Source organism: bacterium (assembly GCA_013360215.1).
Classification (GTDB): Bacteria; CLD3; CLD3; order SB21; family SB21; genus JABWCP01.
Genome location: JABWCP010000028.1, coordinates 1 through 22,928, shown reverse-complemented (window position 1 = coordinate 22,928; position 22,928 = coordinate 1). Strand labels below are relative to the sequence as shown.

The 22,928-nt window shown below is 45.8% G+C and carries 17 protein-coding genes and 1 tRNA gene; 6 read left to right on the top strand and 12 right to left on the bottom strand.

The annotated features are described in order from the left end of the window. The first annotated feature begins 2 nt into the window (after nucleotides 1-2). From HUU58_13590 to pta, 3 genes are all read left to right on the top strand, one after another. The gene (locus HUU58_13590) at nucleotides 3-1,052 is read left to right on the top strand and encodes a UPF0164 family protein (GenBank protein NUN46703.1); all 1,050 of its coding nucleotides are present in this window, start codon (nucleotides 3-5) and stop codon (nucleotides 1,050-1,052) included. Between the two features lie 16 nt (nucleotides 1,053-1,068). Beyond that, nucleotides 1,069-1,962 carry a hypothetical protein gene (locus HUU58_13585; protein ID NUN46702.1) on the top strand — a complete coding sequence of 298 codons (894 nt, stop codon included), beginning with the start codon at nucleotides 1,069-1,071 and terminating at the stop codon, nucleotides 1,960-1,962. A 65-nt stretch (nucleotides 1,963-2,027) separates the two neighbouring features. Continuing rightward, nucleotides 2,028-3,005, top strand: coding sequence for a phosphate acetyltransferase (gene pta / locus HUU58_13580; protein ID NUN46701.1), 978 nt, complete (start codon nucleotides 2,028-2,030; stop codon nucleotides 3,003-3,005). Nucleotides 3,006-3,074: 69 nt separating this feature from the next. On the opposite strand, the gene HUU58_13575 is transcribed toward pta, so the two are convergent. Then, on the bottom strand, nucleotides 3,075-5,060 hold the full coding sequence (locus HUU58_13575) for a 1-deoxy-D-xylulose-5-phosphate synthase (GenBank protein ID NUN46700.1): 1,986 nt from the start codon (nucleotides 5,058-5,060) through the stop codon (nucleotides 3,075-3,077). 317 nt (nucleotides 5,061-5,377) lie between these two features. Here HUU58_13575 and glgC point away from each other — a divergent pair, with 317 nt between their 5' ends. Continuing rightward, on the top strand, nucleotides 5,378-6,619 hold the full coding sequence (glgC, locus tag HUU58_13570; GenBank protein NUN46699.1) for a glucose-1-phosphate adenylyltransferase: 1,242 nt from the start codon (nucleotides 5,378-5,380) through the stop codon (nucleotides 6,617-6,619). On the opposite strand, the gene HUU58_13565 is transcribed toward glgC, so the two are convergent. From HUU58_13565 to HUU58_13550, 4 genes are read right to left on the bottom strand one after another with little or no spacing between them, the layout of a single operon-like run. Beyond that, nucleotides 6,620-7,099, bottom strand: coding sequence for a 2-C-methyl-D-erythritol 2,4-cyclodiphosphate synthase (locus HUU58_13565; protein NUN46698.1), 480 nt, complete (start codon nucleotides 7,097-7,099; stop codon nucleotides 6,620-6,622). 38 nt (nucleotides 7,100-7,137) lie between these two features. Beyond that, a complete protein-coding gene (locus tag HUU58_13560; GenBank protein NUN46697.1) occupies nucleotides 7,138-9,651 on the bottom strand; it encodes a penicillin acylase family protein in 2,514 nt (837 codons plus the stop codon). Between the two features lie 7 nt (nucleotides 9,652-9,658). Next, the gene (locus HUU58_13555) at nucleotides 9,659-10,702 is read right to left on the bottom strand and encodes a hypothetical protein (protein NUN46696.1); all 1,044 of its coding nucleotides are present in this window, start codon (nucleotides 10,700-10,702) and stop codon (nucleotides 9,659-9,661) included. A gap of 31 nt (nucleotides 10,703-10,733) precedes the next feature. Continuing rightward, nucleotides 10,734-13,253, bottom strand: a complete 2,520-nt coding sequence (locus tag HUU58_13550) for a YfhO family protein (GenBank protein NUN46695.1) — start codon at nucleotides 13,251-13,253, stop codon at nucleotides 10,734-10,736. 154 nt (nucleotides 13,254-13,407) lie between these two features. Here HUU58_13550 and HUU58_13545 point away from each other — a divergent pair, with 154 nt between their 5' ends. Next, the gene (locus HUU58_13545) at nucleotides 13,408-14,430 is read left to right on the top strand and encodes a folate-binding protein YgfZ (GenBank protein NUN46694.1); all 1,023 of its coding nucleotides are present in this window, start codon (nucleotides 13,408-13,410) and stop codon (nucleotides 14,428-14,430) included. A gap of 80 nt (nucleotides 14,431-14,510) precedes the next feature. Further along, nucleotides 14,511-15,392 (top strand): hypothetical protein, encoded by an 882-nt coding sequence (locus HUU58_13540; protein NUN46693.1) that lies wholly within the window; start codon nucleotides 14,511-14,513, stop codon nucleotides 15,390-15,392. A gap of 147 nt (nucleotides 15,393-15,539) precedes the next feature. On the opposite strand, the gene HUU58_13535 is transcribed toward HUU58_13540, so the two are convergent. The 7 genes from HUU58_13535 to HUU58_13505 form a co-directional block, all read right to left on the bottom strand. Continuing rightward, on the bottom strand, nucleotides 15,540-16,655 hold the full coding sequence (locus HUU58_13535) for a glycosyltransferase (GenBank protein NUN46692.1): 1,116 nt from the start codon (nucleotides 16,653-16,655) through the stop codon (nucleotides 15,540-15,542). Next, the gene (locus HUU58_13530; protein NUN46691.1) at nucleotides 16,652-17,794 is read right to left on the bottom strand and encodes a glycosyltransferase; all 1,143 of its coding nucleotides are present in this window, start codon (nucleotides 17,792-17,794) and stop codon (nucleotides 16,652-16,654) included. Before HUU58_13530 ends, HUU58_13535 begins: the two co-directional genes overlap by 4 nt. Nucleotides 17,795-17,797: 3 nt before the next feature. Continuing rightward, on the bottom strand, nucleotides 17,798-18,112 hold the full coding sequence (locus HUU58_13525) for an MGMT family protein (protein NUN46690.1): 315 nt from the start codon (nucleotides 18,110-18,112) through the stop codon (nucleotides 17,798-17,800). Continuing rightward, nucleotides 18,109-19,398, bottom strand: coding sequence for a hypothetical protein (locus HUU58_13520; protein NUN46689.1), 1,290 nt, complete (start codon nucleotides 19,396-19,398; stop codon nucleotides 18,109-18,111). The genes HUU58_13525 and HUU58_13520 overlap by 4 nt, the downstream gene beginning before the upstream one ends. A 27-nt stretch (nucleotides 19,399-19,425) precedes the next feature. Next, the gene (locus tag HUU58_13515) at nucleotides 19,426-21,540 is read right to left on the bottom strand and encodes a B12-binding domain-containing protein (GenBank protein NUN46688.1); all 2,115 of its coding nucleotides are present in this window, start codon (nucleotides 21,538-21,540) and stop codon (nucleotides 19,426-19,428) included. 80 nt (nucleotides 21,541-21,620) lie between these two features. Continuing rightward, nucleotides 21,621-22,592, bottom strand: coding sequence for a tetratricopeptide repeat protein (locus HUU58_13510; protein ID NUN46687.1), 972 nt, complete (start codon nucleotides 22,590-22,592; stop codon nucleotides 21,621-21,623). Nucleotides 22,593-22,733: 141 nt separating this feature from the next. Continuing rightward, nucleotides 22,734-22,805: transfer RNA gene (locus HUU58_13505), tRNA-Gly, on the bottom strand. Between the last annotated feature and the right edge of the window lie 123 nt (nucleotides 22,806-22,928).

The window sequence follows — 22,928 nt, the reverse complement described above, 5'->3', positions numbered from 1 at the left end:
ATATGAAAAAAAGTGTTCGAACCTTAATATTACTTTTCATTAGCGTAGCTACGGTCATCACGGCACAAAACCGACGTTACGCCAATGCCTTTTTGGAAATCCCGGCCGGTGTCAGAGCGGCATCAATGGGTAGTGCCTATTCGGCGATAGCCAACGACGCGACGGCATTTTTTTGGAATCCGGCAGGTTCCGTATTGGTTAATCGCCATGAAGTCACGGGAAGTTATTCGAGCCAGTTTGGCGGACTCGCGCAGTATCATGTTTTAGGATACAATCATCAAATTAACAACCGTTATTCTTTCGCTGTAGGCTGGATTCGCTATAGCATCAGCAATATTCCTGAAAATGCGGATCTATCCGGCTCGGCTTCGGAACATGCTGTTCCCGGATTTGATTTTGCGGCGCTGCAACACGGACACTTTTCGTATGCCGATAATGCTTTCTTTTTTACTTTTGCGCGTATGAATACCCTGCGCCTTAATCTCGGATGGGCCTATAGCGACTTCCCTATACAAATTCCCGTCGGCGCAAGTTTTAAAATTATCCGCGGCGGTACAAGCGGCATCTCCGGAGAAAACGGCGTGGTTCTCAACGATGTACGTAAGTCGGGCATCGGCGTGGATATCGGAACGATGATCATGTTTGGCATGAATGATCTTTTGGAAATTCCCACTCTTGGTGATTTTGTAATGAGCTTCAATTTTCAGGATGCCACGACGACAGCCGTGCAGTATAATAAAATTTCATCCGACGTACGCGCTCAGGATATCGTCAAAGCTAATTTCAAATTTGGCATGTCGTACATCCAAGGGTTGGATGAATGGAAGAGCAACATACTTTTATCGTACGAAAGTAATACGCGCTACGCCAACGATCGTCACTACGGCCTTGAGTGGGAATACAATAAGTTAGCTGCGCTGCGCCTCGGTATAGACAACGGTACTTTGACTTACGGTGCCGGATTTCAGTACAATCACATCCACATTGATTACGCATTAAATAATCATGCGTTGGGATACACGCATCGTATCGGTACTTCGTATAAGTTTTAGTTCATAAAGGATGATCATGTTTCGCAACAGCATTTTATCGCTTACATTTATCGGCTTGGCTGCAATGATATTTACCGGATGTCCGGACGAAGTCAATCCGCCGGAGCCGCGTCCTTCCAAAGTGCGTATCAAAGCACATAACGGCGATACGCTGGCGGTTGATCGCGGCACACGTCCGATCGAAGGTGCTTTACAATTGCTTCGTTTAGAATGGTCACCGATCACCGTCTCTGATAATCTAATCACGGAATATATCGTGTACCGATCCGGCGGTTTAGACAGCGCCTTTGCAGAGATCGCCGTTCGTACTGTAAATGAAGCCGAAACCGATTCGTTTATCGAAGACGCCGTGATCGCCGAAAAAACGTATTACTACTACGTCGTCGCAAAAGATTCCAAAGGTAATACCACCGATATATCCGATTATTTGGATGAAGAAAATCTGTACACATATGTCATGCCTTTCCGTCTTGCACAAAAGGCCTCCCCGGGGCACCCGCATAATCAGGATACGGTGGTGACCACCAAACCGCAATTCTCCTGGTGTATTTTTGGCGATGAACCCGGGTATTATGTGATCAAAGTCGCGACGTCCTCCGGTCAACTCGTATGGCTCGCCTATCAGCAGCCCGGAACGTTTGGGGAAAATTGCGGCGCGCAAGAATCCATGACGCTCAACAAACAAACCTATTCTTATATTGATGAATTTTTTGACGGTATTCCGGGCGATTCACTCTACGCTACGGATTCCCCGACCCGCGTCGTATATGCCAATTCAAATTTCTTTGAGGGCGCTCGGCTTCAAAAAGGAGTTTACCAATGGCGCGTGGATAGCTATTTCGGTAAGAACAATGCTTCCCGATCGCCGTGGGTGTCCTTTACCGTAAATCGCGATTATAAAAATCCTTAAAAGCGCACGCGTTGATTTTAATCGTAAAATCCTTTAGTTTGTTTTACTAACTAAAGGATTTTTTTATGTCCATCATTGCTTCGATACGCGAACGTGCCCGTCACAAAAAATGCCGTATTGTTCTTCCCGAAGGCGAAGAAGATCGCACATTGCTTGCCGCCAAAATCATAATAAACGAACAGATCGCCAAACCGATTTTGCTCGGTGATGCCGACAAGATAAGAAATAGAGCACGGGAATTGCAGGTGGACTTGCCCTCATCGGTTTCGATCATTGATCCCAAGCGTTCTGAAAAAACGGCGGATTATGCGTCGGAATTATTTAATCTCCGCAAGGCCAAAGGCATGACTTACGAGCAGGCCAAACAACACATGCATTCCGTTTTATATTATGGCGCGATGATGGTACGGCGCAGCGAATGCGAAGGTTTTGTCGGAGGCGCCGTATCCACAACCGCGGATGTGTTGCGTGCGGCCATACATTGCGTGGGTACGGCGCCCGGCATCAATACGGTTTCGAGTATTTTTTTGATGGTACTTCCGGATGGACGGGCCATTACGTACGGCGACTGCGCCGTCATGCCTTATCCGGATGCCGCCCAACTGGCCGATATCGCCATCGCATCCGCCGAAAGTCACAAACAACTCACCGGTGAAGAACCGATGGTGGCGATGCTTTCTTTTTCGACAAAAGGTAGCGCCAAACATGAAGCTGTGGATAAAGTAGTTCAGGCGCTTTCTATCGTCCGTGAAAAAAGACCGGATATAAAAATTGACGGAGAATTGCAGTTTGATGCAGCATTTATCGAATCCATCGGCCAGCGCAAAGCTCCCGGTAGTGCCGTTGCCGGTAAAGCGAACGTATTCATTTTTCCTAATCTCGATGCAGGTAATATTTGCTATAAAGTAACCGAGCGCATCGGTAAAGCACAAGCCATCGGCCCGGTTATTCAAGGTTTAGCCAAACCAATCAATGATCTTTCCCGAGGTTGTACGCCGGAAGACATTGCCAATGTAACGGCCATCTGCGCACTCAAAGCGTAAAACGTATCCTAAAACAAAAAAACCCTGCAGAAAAAACTGCAGGGTTTTCTATTTGTATGTTTTTTAATTCTATCGTGCTGCCGCGGCCATAATAGTTTCGACCTGAATTCCCCCGCGACGTTTTTCGATCATAGTTTTAGCATCCCGAGCAATGGAAGCAGGATCAAGTCCTACGCGTTCGTATAATACATCATTATCGCCATGCTCCACGATCGCATCCGGTAAGCCCAGTCGCTTAAGGCGCAAACGGGCCATCTTTTGTACAAAATCTTTATCTTGTTTTTGGCCGCGCTCAATAAAATCGGGACTATATATCGCTTCCAATACACCGCTGCCAAAACCACCGGTTGTAACATTATCTTCGATCGTGATCACATCATCAAAATCACGGCATATTTCAAAAAGCATCGCTTCATCAAGCGGTTTGACAAATCGTATATTGACCACTGTAGCCGAATAACCGTTGCGAATTAGCTCCTGCGCCGCACTAAGAGCATGTTGGACCATGTTTCCTACGGCCAATAAAGCGATATCCTTGCCGCGTTGTACAAATTCTGATTTACCGATCGGAATTTTTTCAAACGCCTCTGTAACCGGCACACCGATACCGTTGCCGCGCGGAAAACGCACCGCAATAGGTCCTTTATCGTACATCAGCCCGGTGTACACCATATCTTTCAATTCGTTTTCATCTTTGGGTGCCATGATGACCATGCCCTGAATGCAACGCAAATACGATAAATCCAACGCGCCGTGATGTGTCGGCCCATCCGCACCCACTAAACCTGCACGATCAAGGCAAAATAAAACAGGAATTTTCTGAATGGCCACATCGTGTACGATCTGATCGTACGCGCGCTGCAAAAATGTGGAATAGATCGCAACAATAGGTTTGACTCCGTTGAGCGACATCGCTGCGGCCATCGTCACCGCATGTTGTTCAGCAATGCCTACGTCAAAAAAGCGCTCCGGCATTTCTTTAGCTAAAAATTTTAATCCGGTGCCGTCGGCCATAGCGGCCGTAATACCGACAGCATGCGAATGCATCTTGCAAAGCTTGACTACTGTTTTACCGAAAACTTCGGTGTACGTCGGCGCTGCAACGGTTTCCGAAGCGTTTACTTTTTTCGGCGGAGAGACGGCGTGAAATTTATTGGCGTTGACTTTATATTTTTCCACATCCTGCTCTTCCAAAGGCATACCTTTTCCTTTTTTGGTCAGGGTATGAATCAGAATCGGGCCTTTGAGATCTTTGACATCACGCAAAACTTTGATAAGACGCGGAAGATCGTGGCCGTCAATCGGACCGAAATAACGGAAGCCGAGGCTTTCAAAAAAATGACCGGGTACAAGCATAGACTTGATACTTTCGTCCATTTTGCTGAGACCGTGGCGTACGCGATCACCGACTTCGTGCAAATGACCGAGCGCATTCCACACTTCCGTTTTTACTTTATTGTACAACGGTGCTGAAATTAGATCCGTAAGATAATTGGATAAAGCCCCGACATTGGAAGAAATGGACATCATGTTATCATTGAGTACGACGATCATGTCGGTTTTAAGCGAACCCGCATTATTCATGGCTTCAAAAGCCATACCGCCGGTGAGCGAACCGTCACCGATCACAGCTACGACTTTGTTGTTTTTTTTCAATTGATCGCGGGCGATCGCCATGCCGACAGCCGCCGAAATCGAAGTACTGGCATGGCCTGCACCGAAAGCGTCGTATTCACTTTCATGAATTTTACAAAATCCGCTGATGCCGTCCGTTTGTCGTATCGTGTGAAATTGATCTTTACGTCCTGTGAGAAGTTTATGCACATAGGCCTGATGCCCCACATCCCAAATAACTTTATCCGTCGGCGTATCAAATACATGATGCAGTGCGACCGATATTTCTACGACGCCGAGACTCGGGGCGAGATGGCCGCCAATACGTGAAATTTCATCAATCACATAGGCGCGCAGTTCTCCTGCAAGTTGCACTAATTCATCGGACGACAACGATTTAATATCTTTAGGAAGATTCACTCGATCAAAGATCTTGGACATGCCATTCGCTCCAAACAGTGGTAAACAACGCCTTAGAAGCTTTTAACTCTAAAGCTAACACATAACGGGCGCAAATTACGTATAGCGCTATAGGAATGCAACGAAAAACTAATTCGGCCCATTCAGTACTCAAATCGCTTTTTCTATGGAAATCCAGTGATAATAGCTGTGCGTTAGTATGACTTAAAGAAAGACTGTTTTTGTAATGGCGCACGCTTAGAAAAAATATTTGGACTTCGCCCGCGACTTTAATACATTTAAAAACTAATCTATCTGTTCTCAACGGAATACATCTAACTACTGAACGGGAGCATGGCATGACGCCGATTTCATCATCGCTTTTCCGCAAGACCCTCGCTATTATTTTGGCCGGCGGTCAAGGCGAACGTCTATATCCTCTCACCAAAGATCGCTCCAAACCTGCTGTCCCGTTTGGCGGGAAATACCGCATCATTGATTTTGCACTCAGTAACGCGATCAATTCCGGTTTTCGTAAAATATATCTGATTACCCAATACAAATCGCAATCGCTCGATACGCATATCCGCGAAGGCTGGAGTTTTCTCAACGGGGAACTCGGTGAATATATTTACTGCATTCCGCCGCAATTTCGTACGGCCAATCACTGGTATCAGGGCACGGCCGATGCCGTATTTCAAAATCTTCATGTGCTGCAAGATGATAAACCGGAATATGTGATCATTCTCTCCGGTGATCACATTTACAAGATGGATTATCTCAAAATGCTTCAGTACCACATTGCCAAACAAGCCGATCTGACCATTGCCGGGATCGAATTTCAACGCGATCAAGCCCATCAGTTTGGCGTGATGGTGGTCAATGAGGACAATGATATCATCGAATTCCAGGAAAAACCCAAAGAACCCAAACCGCTTCCGAACAAACCTGATTTCTGTTACGTCAATATGGGTATTTATATTTTTAGCGCCGATGCGATGGCACACGTTTTGGTAGATGATGCCAAACTAAAAGATTCGGCCCACGACTTCGGTAAAAATGTCATTCCTTCCATGCTCGGTAAATACAAAGTGACAGCCTATAATTTTGAAGACGAGAATAAGGCCGGTCAACCCTATTGGCGCGACATCGGTACACTGGATAGTTATTTTGATACAAGCATGGACTTGATTTCCGTTTCACCGACATTCAACCTGTACGACATAGACTGGCCGATACGCACATACCAGGGACAATACCCGCCGGCTAAAAATGTGTTTTCCGAACCGCAAGAAGGCGGACGTATGGGCGTGGCGCTTGATTCGATCGTTTCGGGCGGCGTGATTATTTCCGGCGGTCGTGTAACACGATCCTTGCTTTCACCCAATGTCCGTATCCACAGTTATTCGAGCGTCGACGAATCCATTCTTTTCAATAATGTCAGCGTCGGGCGCAATTCGAAAATCAAACGTGCGATCATAGACAAAAATGTCGTCATCCCGGAGAATTCGGAAATCGGCTACAATCTTGAAGAGGATAAAAAACGATTTTTTGTGACGCCATCAGGCATCGTCGTGATATCAAAAAATCAACGAATCTGATCAGGATTTAAAAACCAACGCGACGGCATACGCTACAACTCCGTCACCTGCACCGACAAACCCAAGTTCTTCCGAGGTCGTGGCTTTGATTGACACCCGTTCCTCTTCGACATGCAAAACCGCAGCTATGTTTTTTTTCATAGCCGGCACATGCGGCGCAATTTTAGGTTTCTGTAAAACTAATGTCGCATCCACATTTCCTACGCGATAATTTCGCTCGGTGATCAACGCGTAAACTTTTTCAAGTAAAATAAGGCTGGAAATATTTTTGTAGGCTTGATCGGTGTCCGGGAAATGTTTACCGATGTCGCCGAGGCCGATAGCCCCCAAAAGCGCATCGCAGATCGCATGCAGCAGTACATCCGCATCCGAGTGCCCCAAAGGGCCTTTGTCCGCAGGAATTTCCACTCCGCCCAATATCATCTTACGGCCTTCCGCAAGCCGATGCACATCGTAACCTTGTCCTATACGAATATCCATAACGCCTTTATGTTTACAGTGAAATTATTTTATAAAATTTATTTTGCATTCGGAGGCATCAATATCAGCCGGTGATGCGACGGGTTATTGCGCAGAGCGCCCCAATCCAAATTGAGTATCTTATACTGCCCGTCAAGCCACATACGAACCTGATCATCGTTGTGGAGACTAAACGGTTGGCCGCTTTGTCCGACGGTCAAGACCGTTTTCGGATGCTGTATATCGGCAAGATCTACGATGCGGCGCATACTCGCACCGATCACGGCTTTGTAGGTGGAGTCACTGTAATTAAATTCGGTATTATTGATAGTCGTAGTATTACCGCCGACCGCAAACGGACCGACATTAAAAAGATAATTCAATGGCTTCTGTCGCCCTACGAAATGTTCAAATTCAACATGATGAATTTTACCCCACGCCCATCCGCCGGGCTCGCTGCCCAAATCGGCCGTTAATTCATCCACCGTTTCCGTCATCGTAATACGAAGTATGGCATCGCGGTCTTCTATGTCGCGGGTTCGTACATTATCCCACCATGCTGACTTTGGAAGTTGCAGGAGTTGCGTTGTCACCCGTGTTGGAATATTCGTCAATTTTACAAAATCGCGATACAGATCATCCCCCATTTCATCCGAATAGAGGTTGCGCGTCAATCGCCTGAAAAAAACATTAAAAATTGCCGCACCCCGGCTGTCCGCATGCATACGACCATCCCAATGCTTCAGAAATAAATACGATTCGTTATAGCGATAATTGGATACATGCTCAAGATCTTGTTTTGTAAAATTCGAATCCTTACTGCACGCTTCAAGGATATACGGAATCACTTCTAATGCGTGATACGAATAAAAGTCATTTTGAAATTTTTGGAAATCGGCAGAACTAAATTTTTCCTGCCCATTCATAAAATCATGAATGCGTTTGATGCGCGACGGATGCTCCCAATAATTGGAGATGAAATACGGGAACCAATCGCCGGCCGTTTTGTTATTAGCACTGGCAATAAAACCTTCGGGCGGGTCAAGTCGGTATGGATTCGATTCAAAAGGTAAATAACCGGCCCAATCATTCTGTAATACGCTTCCGTCCAAAATAGAAATGCCGTTACCATTGCGCCGCAATGGAATGTTCCCCACACATTGATACGCAATATGTCCGTCCACATCTGCATACACGATATTTTGCGCCGGTATTTTAAATTCGGAAGCGGCTTTGCGAAAACCGGTCCAATCCTGCGCGATATTCATTCCCAGCATCGCCTCTACTTCCCGCGTGGCTTCATATCCGCTCCATCGCACCGAAATCGCTTCGCTACCCGAAACATTGGCATAAAACCCTTGTACGATCGGCCCACGGTGTGTCATCGGAATGCGGAATACAACATCGGTCGAATCATAAATCACAATTTTTTCTTCCGCCCATTCGAGCTTACGCCAAGCGCCGTTGAAATAATACATGCTGTCACGGATCTGCTCACGGTAAAAGTCTGCATCATCCATCATCACATTGGTAAAACCCCAGGCTATCCGATTGTTATTCCCTAAAACGATAAGCGGCACACCGGGCAGCGTGAAACCGGCTACATCCAATCTTCCTCCGCGCAGATGCATCTCATACCAAGTCGGCGGCATCGCGTGCCCCAGGTGCGGATCATTGGCCAGTAACGGTTTACCGGAAACTGACCGTGCGCCGGATACAACCCAATTATTGCTTCCTACACTAAATCCTTCGATGCCGATGATCTTTTTAACTTCATATAGGGCATCGGCAAAATGGCGCAGTTCCGCCGCTGCGGCTTTTGGAGCGGGGCGAAAATGTTCTTCACGATATGTGTTTTCTGAAATGCCATTCAAAATGGATTTAGCATTGTAATCAGGTGGAACCATTGGTACGATAGTCGGTGCATCTGCCGGAAAACGCGGAAGAATCTCCTGCAATTTAGCAAAACCAACCGTATCCAAAATACGATCGTATGTGACATCCACATGCCATCCCATGCTCAGCTGCCAACCAAGTAGTCGTGACAGCGCGATCGAATGCTCAGGCTTCCACGCCTCCGGGGTAAAATCAATCAGTGTAAATTCCGGAGGATAGTTCCCCTTATTTTCTTCTATAAAGGCATTCACGCCATCCGCGTAAGCCTGTAAAAGCGACATAACATCGGGCGGCAAACTGTCTTTGAGCATGGTCGCCATACGCATAAAACCTATAGTACGCAGCGCTTTATCTACGCTTAAGGTTTTTGTACCAAAACGTTCGCTCAAGCGTCCTTCGGCAATACGACGGAGCAAATCCATTTGCCACAAACGATCCTGCGCTTGCACATAACCCGTCGCCCGCATCAGGTCTGTTTCGCCAGACGCATCAATATGCGGTACGGCAAATTCATCACGGTAAACAGTCACCGGTGCCGACAATCCTCTGAGTGAAAGCTGCCCCTCGGTCTGCGGTAAACTTTTGCGCGCAGCAAAATAACCGAAAAGTACAAGCCCTGTCAGAACCAGTAACAATGCGGTTAAACCAAATAGCGTACGGCGAACCCAAATTTTCATAGTGATCTCAAAATACAAAGTTAAACGACATATGACCTGCTATGCCGCGAAAATTGCGGTTTTGATAAAACGGGATAAAATATCCGGCTTGAGTATCCCACAAAATAAAGCGGGTTTTATACAGTTCCAGACCGATATGCGGCATCAGAAAAAAAACATTTTTTCGACGGTCATCGGCTGTCGCAAAAACACCGCCCGTGCTATAACCCGTATATAGATTGGCAAACGAACGTGCACCTCGGCCAAAATAGCGCGGATAAAAATCTTGGCCAAAACTGTAAAAGAAAAGTTCCTCGATTTCTTCCGGTGTTGCGCCATCCAGACCACTGCGTAAAACACCAAAACGAACGTAGCTCTTACCTTTTGTAAAAAGATATTTGACCATGCCGCCTCGGTACGTTTTGTGCGAAACCGTATTCAGCGGATTTTCGATACGCAGTTCGGCGTACTCAAAACCGGGCATATTGACAAACTGAACATCTTGAGCATCTTCAAACGGGGCATACGATTCTTCGATGACCTCGAGTTCGATCACATAATTGGACGTCTGCTGCTTTTTTTCTAAAATAGATCGCTCTGTTTCAAATATCCGATCTTCGATCGTGCGCAATTCGTCCCATAAAAAACCGTGCTTTTCACTCGATGCATCTATGCGGCTGATTTCACTCTCATACGATTGCTTCTTTTTATTGAGATGATCCAATTCCATTTCAAGCGATGCCAGAATATCCGCATTATTGACCGTGGTAATCTCGTGATGGCGAACAAGACCCAGTGATTTGATCGTTTGTTGTAGTTTGACAAACCCCGCCGCCGAAGACCAAATGGTCATTCGAAGCGAATTAGCTGTTGTATTATATTGTAAGCTGCCTTGCGTGGAAGACAAAATACGACTTCCCGTTTCTTCGATGGTCCTGTCCAGTAAGGGCTGAACATCGTTGATCAATTTGACATACACTTTGAGATTCAAAGTTTGCGTCATATACTCCTCCTGTGCTTGGGACGAACTTACGGTCAGCACAGAAAGTAAAAAAAACCAAAACATTTTCATGATAACACCTCTTTTTAAGATAAATCCCAAATCAAGATTTCGGCTCTTTTTGCAGTCGGCGATATTGCATAACTCCGCCGACTACTAATAATCCGATCACACCAAAAAATGAAATCGTGCTGGCCCAAATGCCGGCCGTATATTCAGCCGGTTCAAATCTAAATTCGATCGTATGTTGTCCCGCCGGTACCTGAATGCCGCGCAGAATATAATTTGTTTTATAAATCTCCGTCTCCTGTCCGTCCACATAAGCTTTCCAGCCATGCGGATAATATGTTTCGCTCAACACCATAAATCCCGGTTTATCTACAAACGCTGAAATCGAAATTTTGTCCGTCATCCATTGCGTTATCTCCGCTTTAGCCGAATCAAACGGCGTTATCGGCGTTTTGATCGCTTTGTCTGTAAATGCCGAGCGATGCACATCAAAGTCAACACTGTTAAGGCGCAGCAAGGCTTGCTGGCGTTCGCCGATCGTTTCTACGGATGAAACAAAATAGGCACGCGGTAAAACGTTTTTATTTTCATAAATGAGTGTTTTCCCCGCTTCATCTATTTTGCGCATCAGAAAACCCATACCTTCCGGCAAACGTCCGTTGGCTAAAATGTATTTAGCGTTGAGCATGTTGACTACATTCATATTAATCGGAAACTGCGGATCCGGACCTTTGTACATCGAAAATTCGATGACATCCTGATAGATACGCATTTTAGCAGGGCTATACCCGCTCAGACTTTCAACACCAAAATAATTCCACACCGGCGATCCCGATTGGGCGTGCTCGAGCAAAGAAAAAACGCGAAACCGCGTCGTATCCGAGTGAAGAAAACGAATGGTTTCCGTCTCCTGAAATTCCTGTTGCGTAGCTGCGCGCGAAACCGGACGGAGCGTTTTCATGTTGAGACTGATCGTATCTGTGATATTCACCATAAGCAGAATCATCAATGCCAAGCCGGCACCGATTTTTTCCTTCATATAAAGATATAACGCGCCGAATATGATCACACCCAGCACGGCAAATCGAATTACACCGCTATTGAGTGCATCCAAACGCAATTTTTTTAATTGTGCGATCTGATTGGCATTATATCGCTGCGCATCGCCGTCGGCCAAAAAACCGGCCATACCGGACCAGAAATCGGGCATCAATAATGAAACTACACCCAGCACAGCAATTCCACCCATGACATAGAGTGAAATTTTTTCTAAACCGCCTCTGCGTTTGCGTTCCTCTTCCGTCGGATTAAAAATATAATCCAAACCGTAGCACGACAGTACGGTTACAGCAAAAATAAAAAGCGTGAGAATCATGGATGGAACACGGAACTTTTCGAAAAACGGCAAGATCGAAAGCATAAGTTTGAAAAATGGTTCAAAGAATTTCCCGAATGCGATAAGCAAGGCCAGCAACGCCGTAAATACCATCGCTTTAGTGATCGTATTGCGTCGATACAAAATTCCAAAAACTGCGGCCACCATCGGCAGCAAACCAAAATAAAAAGCCGACGAAGTAAACGTCATCCAACCCCAATAATACGGGCTTTCAAGTCCAAAGTAGCCCGGTATAAAAAATGTAACGGATTCCAGCGGATGAAATGACCACATCGTGATATAGTCAAATGTCATACCACCGGCACCGGCCATTTCCGTAGTTTCGGCAAATGCCGGCCCCATACTCCGCATCGTAACATCGGAATACACATACAGTGCAATTTGGCCAAGCGCGCCAAACCCCAAGCCGGTTATCAGCGCGGCGGAGAAGCCCAAACCGTTTCGAATCACGCCCGACAGATTGTTACGAAATTCGTCCAGAAGATAAACGACGCAATAAATACCCAGCATCAGAAAAGCATAATAAATGATTTGCGTGTGCGCCGCTTCCTGAAAAAATAACCCCAGAACAAGTCCCATGATCGCCCACGTCCATACGCTACGGCTTCGAAAAAAATTAAAAACACTCCACACGACCAGCGGAATGTAAGCGATCGTACGAACTTTTCCGCCGTGGCCGGCCGCCATCGAGGCGACAAAAAAATTGCAAAACATATAACTAACGGCCGCCGTTAGTGCTATTAAATGGCCAAATCCAAGACTGCGTGCCAGTAAAAACATAAATACACCGGCAAGAAAAAACGTCGCCACTTCCCACGCATTATCGCGGTTACCAAAAAACAAATTAACGACCAAACTAATATAATACGAAGGGTTAAAATACTTCTGATACTTGATCAGTGGGGTAGCGTCAGGGTTGCCGTACATACCGCTGGCAAAACTGGGCATGCCCGCAAACATAAAGGGATTCCATAGCGGAAGATCACCTTCTTGCTTGACCAATTCGCCCATACCGCGGGAGATCGCTGTAGCCGCTGAATTATCCGCACCGCTCGAAAAGGCTTTCCCTTTGATCACAATATCACTAAAAAGAAATACATTGAGTGCATAGAGAATAAGAATACTGATCGCGGTTTGTTGCCAGGGTTTGATTTGAAGTCCCGTCGCGGTGGAAGTTTCCGATTTTTTTTGCCGTTCTTTTGATTGTAGTTTTGCCATAATCCGATTCAAAGGTTATTGATGGTATTGCGGCAAAGTTTACGAAAAACGAAGGAATATCAAAAGAGAATTTACCTCAAACCGCGGACATGCTTGCGCTGTTCGTACGGATGAAGTATATTGCAGCGCAAAATATGAATAGAAAGCAACAATAATGTCTATACCGTGGTTCAAACAATTTGAAAAAGCTGACACTCCGAAAAGCACGCTACACGGGGAATCGCAACCATTCGTATCGTATTATGATGATCCGGAAACCGAATACCGACGGGCGCGTGAACAAGCGGTACTTATAGACACTTCATTTTACGGAACACTCCGGCTCCAAGGCCGTCACACGCTGAGCGTACTACATCGTTTGTCTACGCAAGATATTCAAAACATGGATTCAAATACCGTACAACAAACGGTACTCACTTCCGATCGTGGTCGCATCATGGATTTATTGCGTGTATTCCACGGCGATCAGAGTACGACACTTCGCATATCGGCGGAGCGGTCAGCAACGATCGCCCAATGGCTTGATAAATACATCATCATGGACGATGTTCGGATAAATGATATTTCCGATAGCATTTCCTCTGTATTTCTTATCGGCCCCCAAGCCGCACAAGCGCTTAATCAAATAGGAATAACCATACCGGACACGAACGTATTTTTGAAGGAAGGCGATATCATCTATACACAATGTGCGGCGTATCCCAATAATGGATTTGAATTTTTTGGCCCAACCTCTGTTATCGAAGCGTTGTGCGAAAAACTACTTCCAGTGGCACAACCCTGCGGACGCATGACCTACGAAACCGTACGCATCGAAGATGCCATACCGGCGTACCATTTTGAGTTATCAGAAAACTATAATCCATTGGAAGCCGGATTGATAAGCGCCATCAGTTTTACCAAGGGGTGCTATATCGGGCAAGAAGTGATTGCACGCCTGGATAGTCGTGAAAAAGTACAACGTCAATTGATTACCTTTAAAATAGAAAAAGAAGTCGCTTATGCCGACAAAGTTTTTTTGGATAATAAAGAAATCGGTTTGATCACCGGCGCTTGTTACTCCTATCGTCACCACTCGCCCATCGCACGAGCGTATATCAAAACTGACAGCCTAACCGACGATGCCACTTTTTTCGTCATGTCGGGTTCTGAAAAAGTAGCGGCGGCACGCCTATAGTTCTCAAAAAAATATTTTGTTTTTCAGTAGGGATTCCGCTACATTGATCAACTCTTTTCATCTCACTTATGAGGAATCACATGCGCGCGTTGTTGACTACTACCTTGCTCACCGTCAGCCTCACTCTGACGTCTTGCGGTAACTGGAATATCGGCAAACAAGGAAAACCCTACGGATTCAGCGGTTTCGCTACGGTGCGCCATGATGCTAAAGAAACCGTTTTGCTGACCGTACATGATAATAAAAAAGGCGGCGAACCACGTTTGGGATTGGTTACGATGGCAGAAAAAAAACCTGTAAAATATGAAGGTTTGGTTTGGCCGGACTCCGTAAATATCCCTATTGACGGTGAAGCGCTGTGTAAATATCCGATCGGCGAAAACACGTACGTCGTTATGTCCAGCATGGGAAAATGTTTTCTATTCACCTTTGATCCGACTTCTAAACAAATAGCCATTACCGGTCGCTTTGATTTACCCGAAGCGCCCAAAGGCAGTAATTTCGAAGGATTTGATCTTCGCCTGCTCAACGATACCTTGATGGCAGCTATTTGGGGGCATCGCGGACAAGATGAAGATCCGGCTGTTATTTATTCCGGTGTATTCAATCCACGCACCATGAAGTTCGCCAATATTATGACACTGCCTTTTAAAACACCGTTCCCTAAGAAAAAAGTGCGTTACATATCCGATATGAAAATGGATGAAGCCGGAACTTTGTATGTTGTTTCTTCATCCGATACGGGTGATAACGGTCCTTATGAATCGGCCGTCTATATCGTCGGTAATATTCGCTTTAACGGAACACAAGCATCTATCACCGCCAATTCGCAATATGTTCGCCTGTTCACGGATACCAAACATAAAATCGAAGCAATGGAATTGGTACCGGGCGAATTTGGCGGCATTATCTACGGAACGGATGATGAAAACAAAGGCGCTTCCATCCAGTTTGTGAAATAATTATAAGTTATTTTAATAGACTGTAATCAGGTACGATCTATTGAGTTAGTGTGTCTTTTGTTTATTTAGATACGATATGAGAAAAGTATAACGTTTATAAATCTTGTACGCGTTGGTACTAAAACCCTTCAGATCGAGATATTCTTTTCATTTCCAGGTAAATATCCCCAGCATACCACGCAAGCCTGACCATACCACATAAAAAGGTTGGACGGCAAACCAATATATAAAATCCGTCGGCGATACTTTCTTTTGTAATTGCCTTGATCCGATCATCATGGCCGCGCTATCCACTATAGCTTTAACAACCAACATAAATCCGCCTAGCCATAGCCACGGTTTAAAAAAAATACCCGCCGCCAAACTGGCGATCAGTCCAATGCAGACGCCGTATATGATCGTGAGATAACAAAAAAACCAAGGATTGTATCGCAGCATGATCGGTCCGTTGGATGCCCAGCGAGCGCGCTGACGCATGAAGGTTGACCAATCCGGTACCGGCTCTGTCTGAACATAAGCGCCCGGATGCATTGCAAAGACAATACCCGCGCCGTTTTGTCGCATACGATTCATCATCAAAATATCATCCCCCGAAATGCGATGCATGATCGGATCCAAACCGCCGACCGCATCATAGGCCTTGCGACGATAAGCCAGATTTTGTCCGCTGGCTGACCACGGCATTCCCAGGTTGGACACGCCCGCAGCCGCGATCATCATGGCTAAAAAATCCGTACGTTGCCAACGTTCAAATGTCGTTACTGCACGTACTTCAGAAAACCCTATGACAAAATCCGTTTTATCCGAAAAATAAGACGCCATCGTCGTTATCCACTGCGGGCCGACGGTACAATCGGCATCAGTAAATAAAAGTATCTCTCCGACCGCGGCTTCAATACCTTGTTTCAAAGCATATTTCTTTCCGGACGCATCCAGAGGCTTATCCTGAACCGATACAATACGAAATTGCTCTGGGAATTTTTTGACAAACGCTTGCATGATCGCCAATGTCTGATCTTCGGATCGGTCGTTAACCAATATAATTTCATATTGATCTTTGGGATAATCCTGCGCAGCTAGACTTTCCGCGCAGTACCGAATATTATCGGCTTCATTGCGCGCAGCTACGATCACGGATACATTAGGTTGCTTTTTTGAAAAAACACGATGCGGAAAAAATAACCCCATAAGTATCCACATCACGCCAAATACATAGCTCGCGAAATAAACACCCATTACAATAAATAATATCATTTCGATCATGACCGCGCTTCTCCTTGTGCCACGGGCGTATCTTTCCAGGTATACCGGCCAAATCGTCCTAATAGACCAAACGTCAATACATATACCGGATGAATTAGAACAAGAAACGGATAATATTTTAAAAACAATAAGACTCGAAACCGATACGCACCGGCCGACAAAAATATAACGTCCGAAAACATTTTCAGTGACCAAGCCCAAACAACGGTACGCCATTGCTCAGAATACAAAACCGCAAAAAAAAGTGATACGATCAGCGCCACATTAAACAAATAATACCACATCACACTGATTTGCATTTTAAACGAATACAGGCGGGTTTTAGATAACTGGCGCGTTTTCTGATTACGAAAGTGGTTTATACTTTTCGGCGGGTCGGTCCGTACATTGGCTTGCTCCCCTATCGCATAGGCGATCTTCCACTTTGTTTTTTTCATCAAACCCAGCAATAAATCGTCATCGCCTGACACCTGAAGTGCAATTTTTGTAAAGCCGCCGACTTCGTCATACACGCCACGCCGATAACCCCAGCTACGACCTGTCACGGTCCATGGTTTATGTAATGCCGTAGTCGAAGCGGCTACAACACCTAACCCTATACTTTCGCAAGCAACAAAATTTTCGAATAACGAATTCGGATGAACCGGCCACAACGGTGAATACCCCAACACCATACCCACTTCCGGTGTAAAATGTTCGATCATGGTTGCAACCCACGCACGCTCCGGTCGGCAATCGGCATCTGTACACAGAATTATCTCACCCTTAGAGTTCCGTATTCCGCTATCCACAGCAAATTTTTTTGGCGCCATGGACTTGGATGCCTCACGAATCGAGACGATTTTCAAATGGGGAATTTTTTTAGACCATGTTTGTACGACATTCTCTGTTCCGTCGGTCGAACGGTCATTAACCACGATGATTTCCATCCGATCGGCAGGATACGTCTGTTCCGAAAGCGCTGCTAAACAGCGGTCTATATGGACTTCTTCATTACGTGCCGCAATAACGACAGAGACGAGAGGATTATAACTTGAAGCGCGGTGTGGTTTATACAAACAAAAACCAATGGCTAAAACCGTCAATCCAAAAAAATATAACCATGCGGAATACCAAAGAAACAAATCAAAAAAATCCATTCCCTACTCCGGATCCCAACCAAAACGATCGAGATTTATTTTCTCCCCATTAAACTCGATACCTTCGGTTTTAAGCATTTTTTTTTGCCGCTCGTAATGCCGGCTTCCTTTAGGAAAAGAAATTTTACCTTGCGCATTGATCACCCTATGCCACGGTATATCCATGCCTTCGGGAATATTATGCAGCGCATACCCCACCAATCTTGGCTGTCGGCCCAGTCCCGCGATATAAGCGATCTGACCGTAGGCTGCGACTTTGCCTTTAGGAATTTTCATCACCGTTGCCCAAATAAGCGGGTATGAACTGTCTTTTTTCATTGGAGCGCCGACGGCATGGTGGGTTCTGACAGTAGCTTCTCAAACAATTTCCACCGCGTTTCCGGTTTGTCCGAGGTGCCGCCATTCTTTTCAATATAGCCGCGAACCAAATCAAGGCCGTAATTATAATTAATCACATAACTGCGGTAGCGTTCGATAAAACGCAAGCGTTGCTCTGCGCGCTCCCGTGCGTACATGCCGTACGTGACCATCCAGTCAATGGCTTGCTCGCGTGTCATTGTACCGTTGATAAAACCGCGTGCGGCTTCATTGCCCGCATAACTTATTTTTCCAACAAGCGCCTGCACGGCATAGTATTCGTCAACGCGCTTGGCATCTATCCCGGCGAGCGGAAATAATACTTCTTTTTCAAATTTCATGCGCTCCGCACCGGGCAAGGCCATCTCAATACCATAGTTGGCGCTGCCTTCGGCAATCAGCGACTGCGGACTGAACAAAGGATAGACCGTAAATTCGATCCAACCCCGATCCCGTACGAGTGTCTTTTCAAGTAACGCATTGTAAACATGATGACCAGGATACCCTTCGTGACAGGCCAGATCCACAGCACGATCAATAAAAATCGGCAAGTCGGTATTCACCTGAATCAAACTGTAAGCCCCGCCTTTATACCAATTGTATCCGCTCCAGGGTTTATTGTTTACATACTCGACCGTAAAATTTTCTTTTTCCGGCAGCGGGATATACTGCTGAGTGCGGCGGCGTCCTTCTTTGATAGCCGCCTGGAAAACCACATCCAGCTTATCTTTGGGAATAATAAAAGCCTTGCGAAATTCTTCGAGACGATCCGTGAGATTGCCATGGCCCGGCATTTTTTGCTCCAGCTCCGTGAGGATCGCTCGGAAATGGGTCGAATCGTACGTCGGTGCGACGGCATCATAAAGCAAACGCGATTCTTCATCAAACGAATATTTCTTTCCATTGAGCATTTCGATTTTCGTACGCGCCGCGGTCAATTGTTTAATCAAATACGTATGACGTAATCCGTCCATGCGTTGCTTCGGATCGGGTTTTATTTGAGCCAGTTGCGCAAGAAGTTGATCACACTCCGTGAGCAGAACGGTTAACGGATATTCGGTTTTAAGTAAAGCCGCATCCGATTTCGGTTTGAGGCTGTCCGGCCCGTAATACGCATCCACATAATCGCCATCGTGCAGTCCTATTTTAAGGATCAGACGCACATAATGTTCTGCTATCGTATTCATAGTTGGTAACTCTGTTTTAGTACAGCTGGCAATAAACAAAGCCGCGGTGATGCCAAGCATTAAATTGCGTTTCAAATGTAATCCTCGTTATATATTAAAATATTTGGCTTCCGGATGATGAACGATGATCGCACTGGTAGATTGTTCGGGTACAAGATGATACTCATCGGTCAGTGTGATGCCTATGCGTTTAGGGTCTAGCAGTGTAAACAATTTACTTTGATCTTCCAGATGAGGGCATGCCGGATACCCAAAACTATAACGTGAGCCCTGATACGATTGCTGAAAGAGTTTTTTGGTGTCGCTATGATCTCCGCTCGCAATGCCTAACTCCAGTCGCATTTGGCGATGCCAATATTCAGCCAACGCTTCGGCCGTTTCCACGCTGAGGCCGTGAAAATAAAGATAATCGGCGTAATTATCCGATTCGAAAAGTTGCGCTGAAAAATCTGACGCTTGTTGTCCGACCGTGACCAGCATACATCCGATCACGTCCATTTTGCCGGATTCTTTAGGCGCAAAAAAATCAGAAATACAGTAGTGATGATTGTCCGACTGACGCGGAAATGTAAAACGTAATTTTTCGGTAGTATGGTCGTTTTCATAAATAACCAGATCATTCCAATCCGATTGGCAAGGAAAATATCCGTAAACGACTTTGGGAATAAGAAGTTTTTCTTCCAAAGCGCGTTTTTTCCACGCATCAAATACGGGGCGTACTTTCGCATCTACGAAACTCTGATATTCACTGCCGCTCATTTTTCCTCTGGTAAACTGCCACTGACCGCGAAATAAAGCGACTTCGTTGACAAACGGAAAAATGTCCGTTAACGAAATATCTTCGACTACGCGATCCCCCCAAAAAGGCGGATTCGGAATAGACGATGAGGGCTTCACATCGGAACGAACACGCGGTACACCGACGGTACTCGTCGACGCAGTTTGGAAAGTTTGAAGCCAGGATTGCACTTTCTGCAAATGCTCGTATTCATGTGCAAATGAAGAGCCCGCGATGATTTCAGATACGGTTCGCCCCCGCGCTTGTGAGGCTAACATCGAATCCGTCAGCGATTGGATGATGTGTTGTAAATCGGATTGTGCCGCATTCCATTCGTCCATCACTTCGGATCGGTCGCTTTCTTTGAAACGGGTCACCCACTGCGTATTGACTTCGTCCACGCCTTCATCCGTAAATACGGCCACGCCCTCCGCATTGTTGTTTTTTACGTGACCCAATCGTTCGATCAGTATTCTTTCCCACCCGATAAAGTGAGCGATCACATCACGCACGGACCAACGACCAAATGTGTTTTGTACGACGAAATCCAAATCGGTGATATAGTCTAAGGCCTTATTCCACTGATGACGTACGATACGAATACGTTTGATCGTTTCGGCCACTGTAGTTGCGGGTTGCGTGAGCACGTCCGCCTGCGTTTCCGCCCGCAGCGGTTCACCACTGGCAATACGCTCCATAACGCGTAATCCTGAAAATGCATCTTCGCAATAAAACAACGGCGCCTCATACACGGAACGTAAATCTTCCTCTACGTAACGACGAGTCAACGCTGCACCGCCCAGCAAAACGGGAACCTGTATGCCGCGTTCGGCCATCACTTCAAGATTTTCTTTCATGATCAGAGTTGACTTTACCAGAAGCCCACTCATCCCGATCGCGTCGGCTTTGTGCTCATGCAGCGATTGCAGCATAGTTTCTACCGGTACTTTAATACCGAGATTGATGACTTTATATCCGTTATTGGTCAGAATGATATCCACGAGATTTTTTCCGATATCGTGCACATCGCCTTTGACCGTAGCAAGCACCATCGTACCTTTTTGAGAACCGGATGATTTTTCCATAAACGGTTCCAGGTAAGCCACGGCGGTTTTCATCACTTCCGCCGATTGCAAAACAAAAGGCAGCTGCATCTCGCCTTTGCCGAACAAATCGCCTACGACTTTCATTCCTTCGAGGAGAATGGTATTGATAATTTCAAGCGGTTTATAATTTTGCATGGCCAATTTGAGATCATCATCCAAACCTTTTTTTTCACCTTCGATAATCCGGTTTTTCAACCGTTCTTCGACCGTGGCGGCGGTTGTTGATTTAGACACGCTGGCTTCATTTTTTTTAGAAGCAAAGTGATTGATGATTTCAATCAACGGATCATACACGACTTTTTGTGACGAATCAGACACAGGAACCCTCGGTTATTTTAAATGCACCAAACAATATATAAGCACAAACTACGCGGAACAATAAGTTTCTGTTTTCAATTCTACTTAAAAAATTCGACCCGCAAAAGCGCCAGACGCTCTAACGCTTTTTTAACTTCCAATCCGGTTACAGGCTTATCCACTCCAAATTGGGTTCCAGTTTGTGGTGTAAGCACTTTATTTTGATGAGCCCACAGGGCTGCTGCAAAAATCGGATCACGCGGATCAATATCGGACCATGGGGACGCGGTGAGCTTGACTTCCGGCGCTCTTAATAAACGATACATATAATGCGCAAGGTTGCGGCGACGTATGATGTGGTCCGGATAAAATTTTCCATCCGGTAATATTTCTAAAAAGCCGCACCGTATCGCGGTTCGGTAATACAACGCCATCGTGTCCTGAGCCGGTACGTCACGAAATGCCAAACCGGCGCTATCTTTTTTCAAGCTCAATAACGTTACCGCTAGAAACGCCAAATCGCTTCGTGTAATCGTCGATTGTTTTTCCAGAACGGTTAATTTTTTTTCCTCAAACCCCCGCATCGGTTCGGCCATCAAAAGCGCATCATGCAAACGTTCCCGTTCCAAGATCAAATCGCGAACAGTCGCCGGATCATGCGAAGGCAATTCTTTGTCGAGTAAATCAACAGCCTGCGCATAAGCACCATTGCGGGCATACGAACTGATCGTCATGCGTAAAGCCAATAACCCGTAAGCCGGATGTTTTAAAACCGATAAAAGATCAACCAGCGCTTCATTATATCTGGATGTTGCGAAGTAGGCTTGCCCGCGTAAATACGCCGTGCGCGGGTTTTTAGACGATAAATTTCGAAGAGCGATTAGAATGTCGTTGTAACGTTTTTGCTGCGTCCATATTTCGGCTGAACCCAACAGCGCTTCGGTATGTGATGAATCGTACTGCAAAGCTTGTGAGTATGATTCCAATGCTTCTTCCATATCGCCTTGTAAATAAAATAAACGCGCCTTCGCTACATATTGTTCGGCTCGATCATGCCGCTCTTCAGGAGACATGGATGACACCGATGTGCAACCGGTACAACTAAGCAAAAATACTAAACTAAAAAACAGTTCGCGTCTCACTCTAGGTCTCTGGTTATAACAAAAAACGCCATTCCGAACTCCGTCCGAATGACGTTTCCTAATGATCTTCTGAGCGAGAGACGGGGGTCGAACCCGCGACGTCCAGCTTGGGAAGCTGGCATTCTACCACTGAATTACTCTCGCATTTAAATACTGTCTTATTACTTCTCAGACTAGGTATCAGTTATCTTTGTAATCTTACTCGCGACGTCCAGTCACGCATTTTGCGTGACGGCATTCTACCACTGAATTACTCTCGCATTAAAT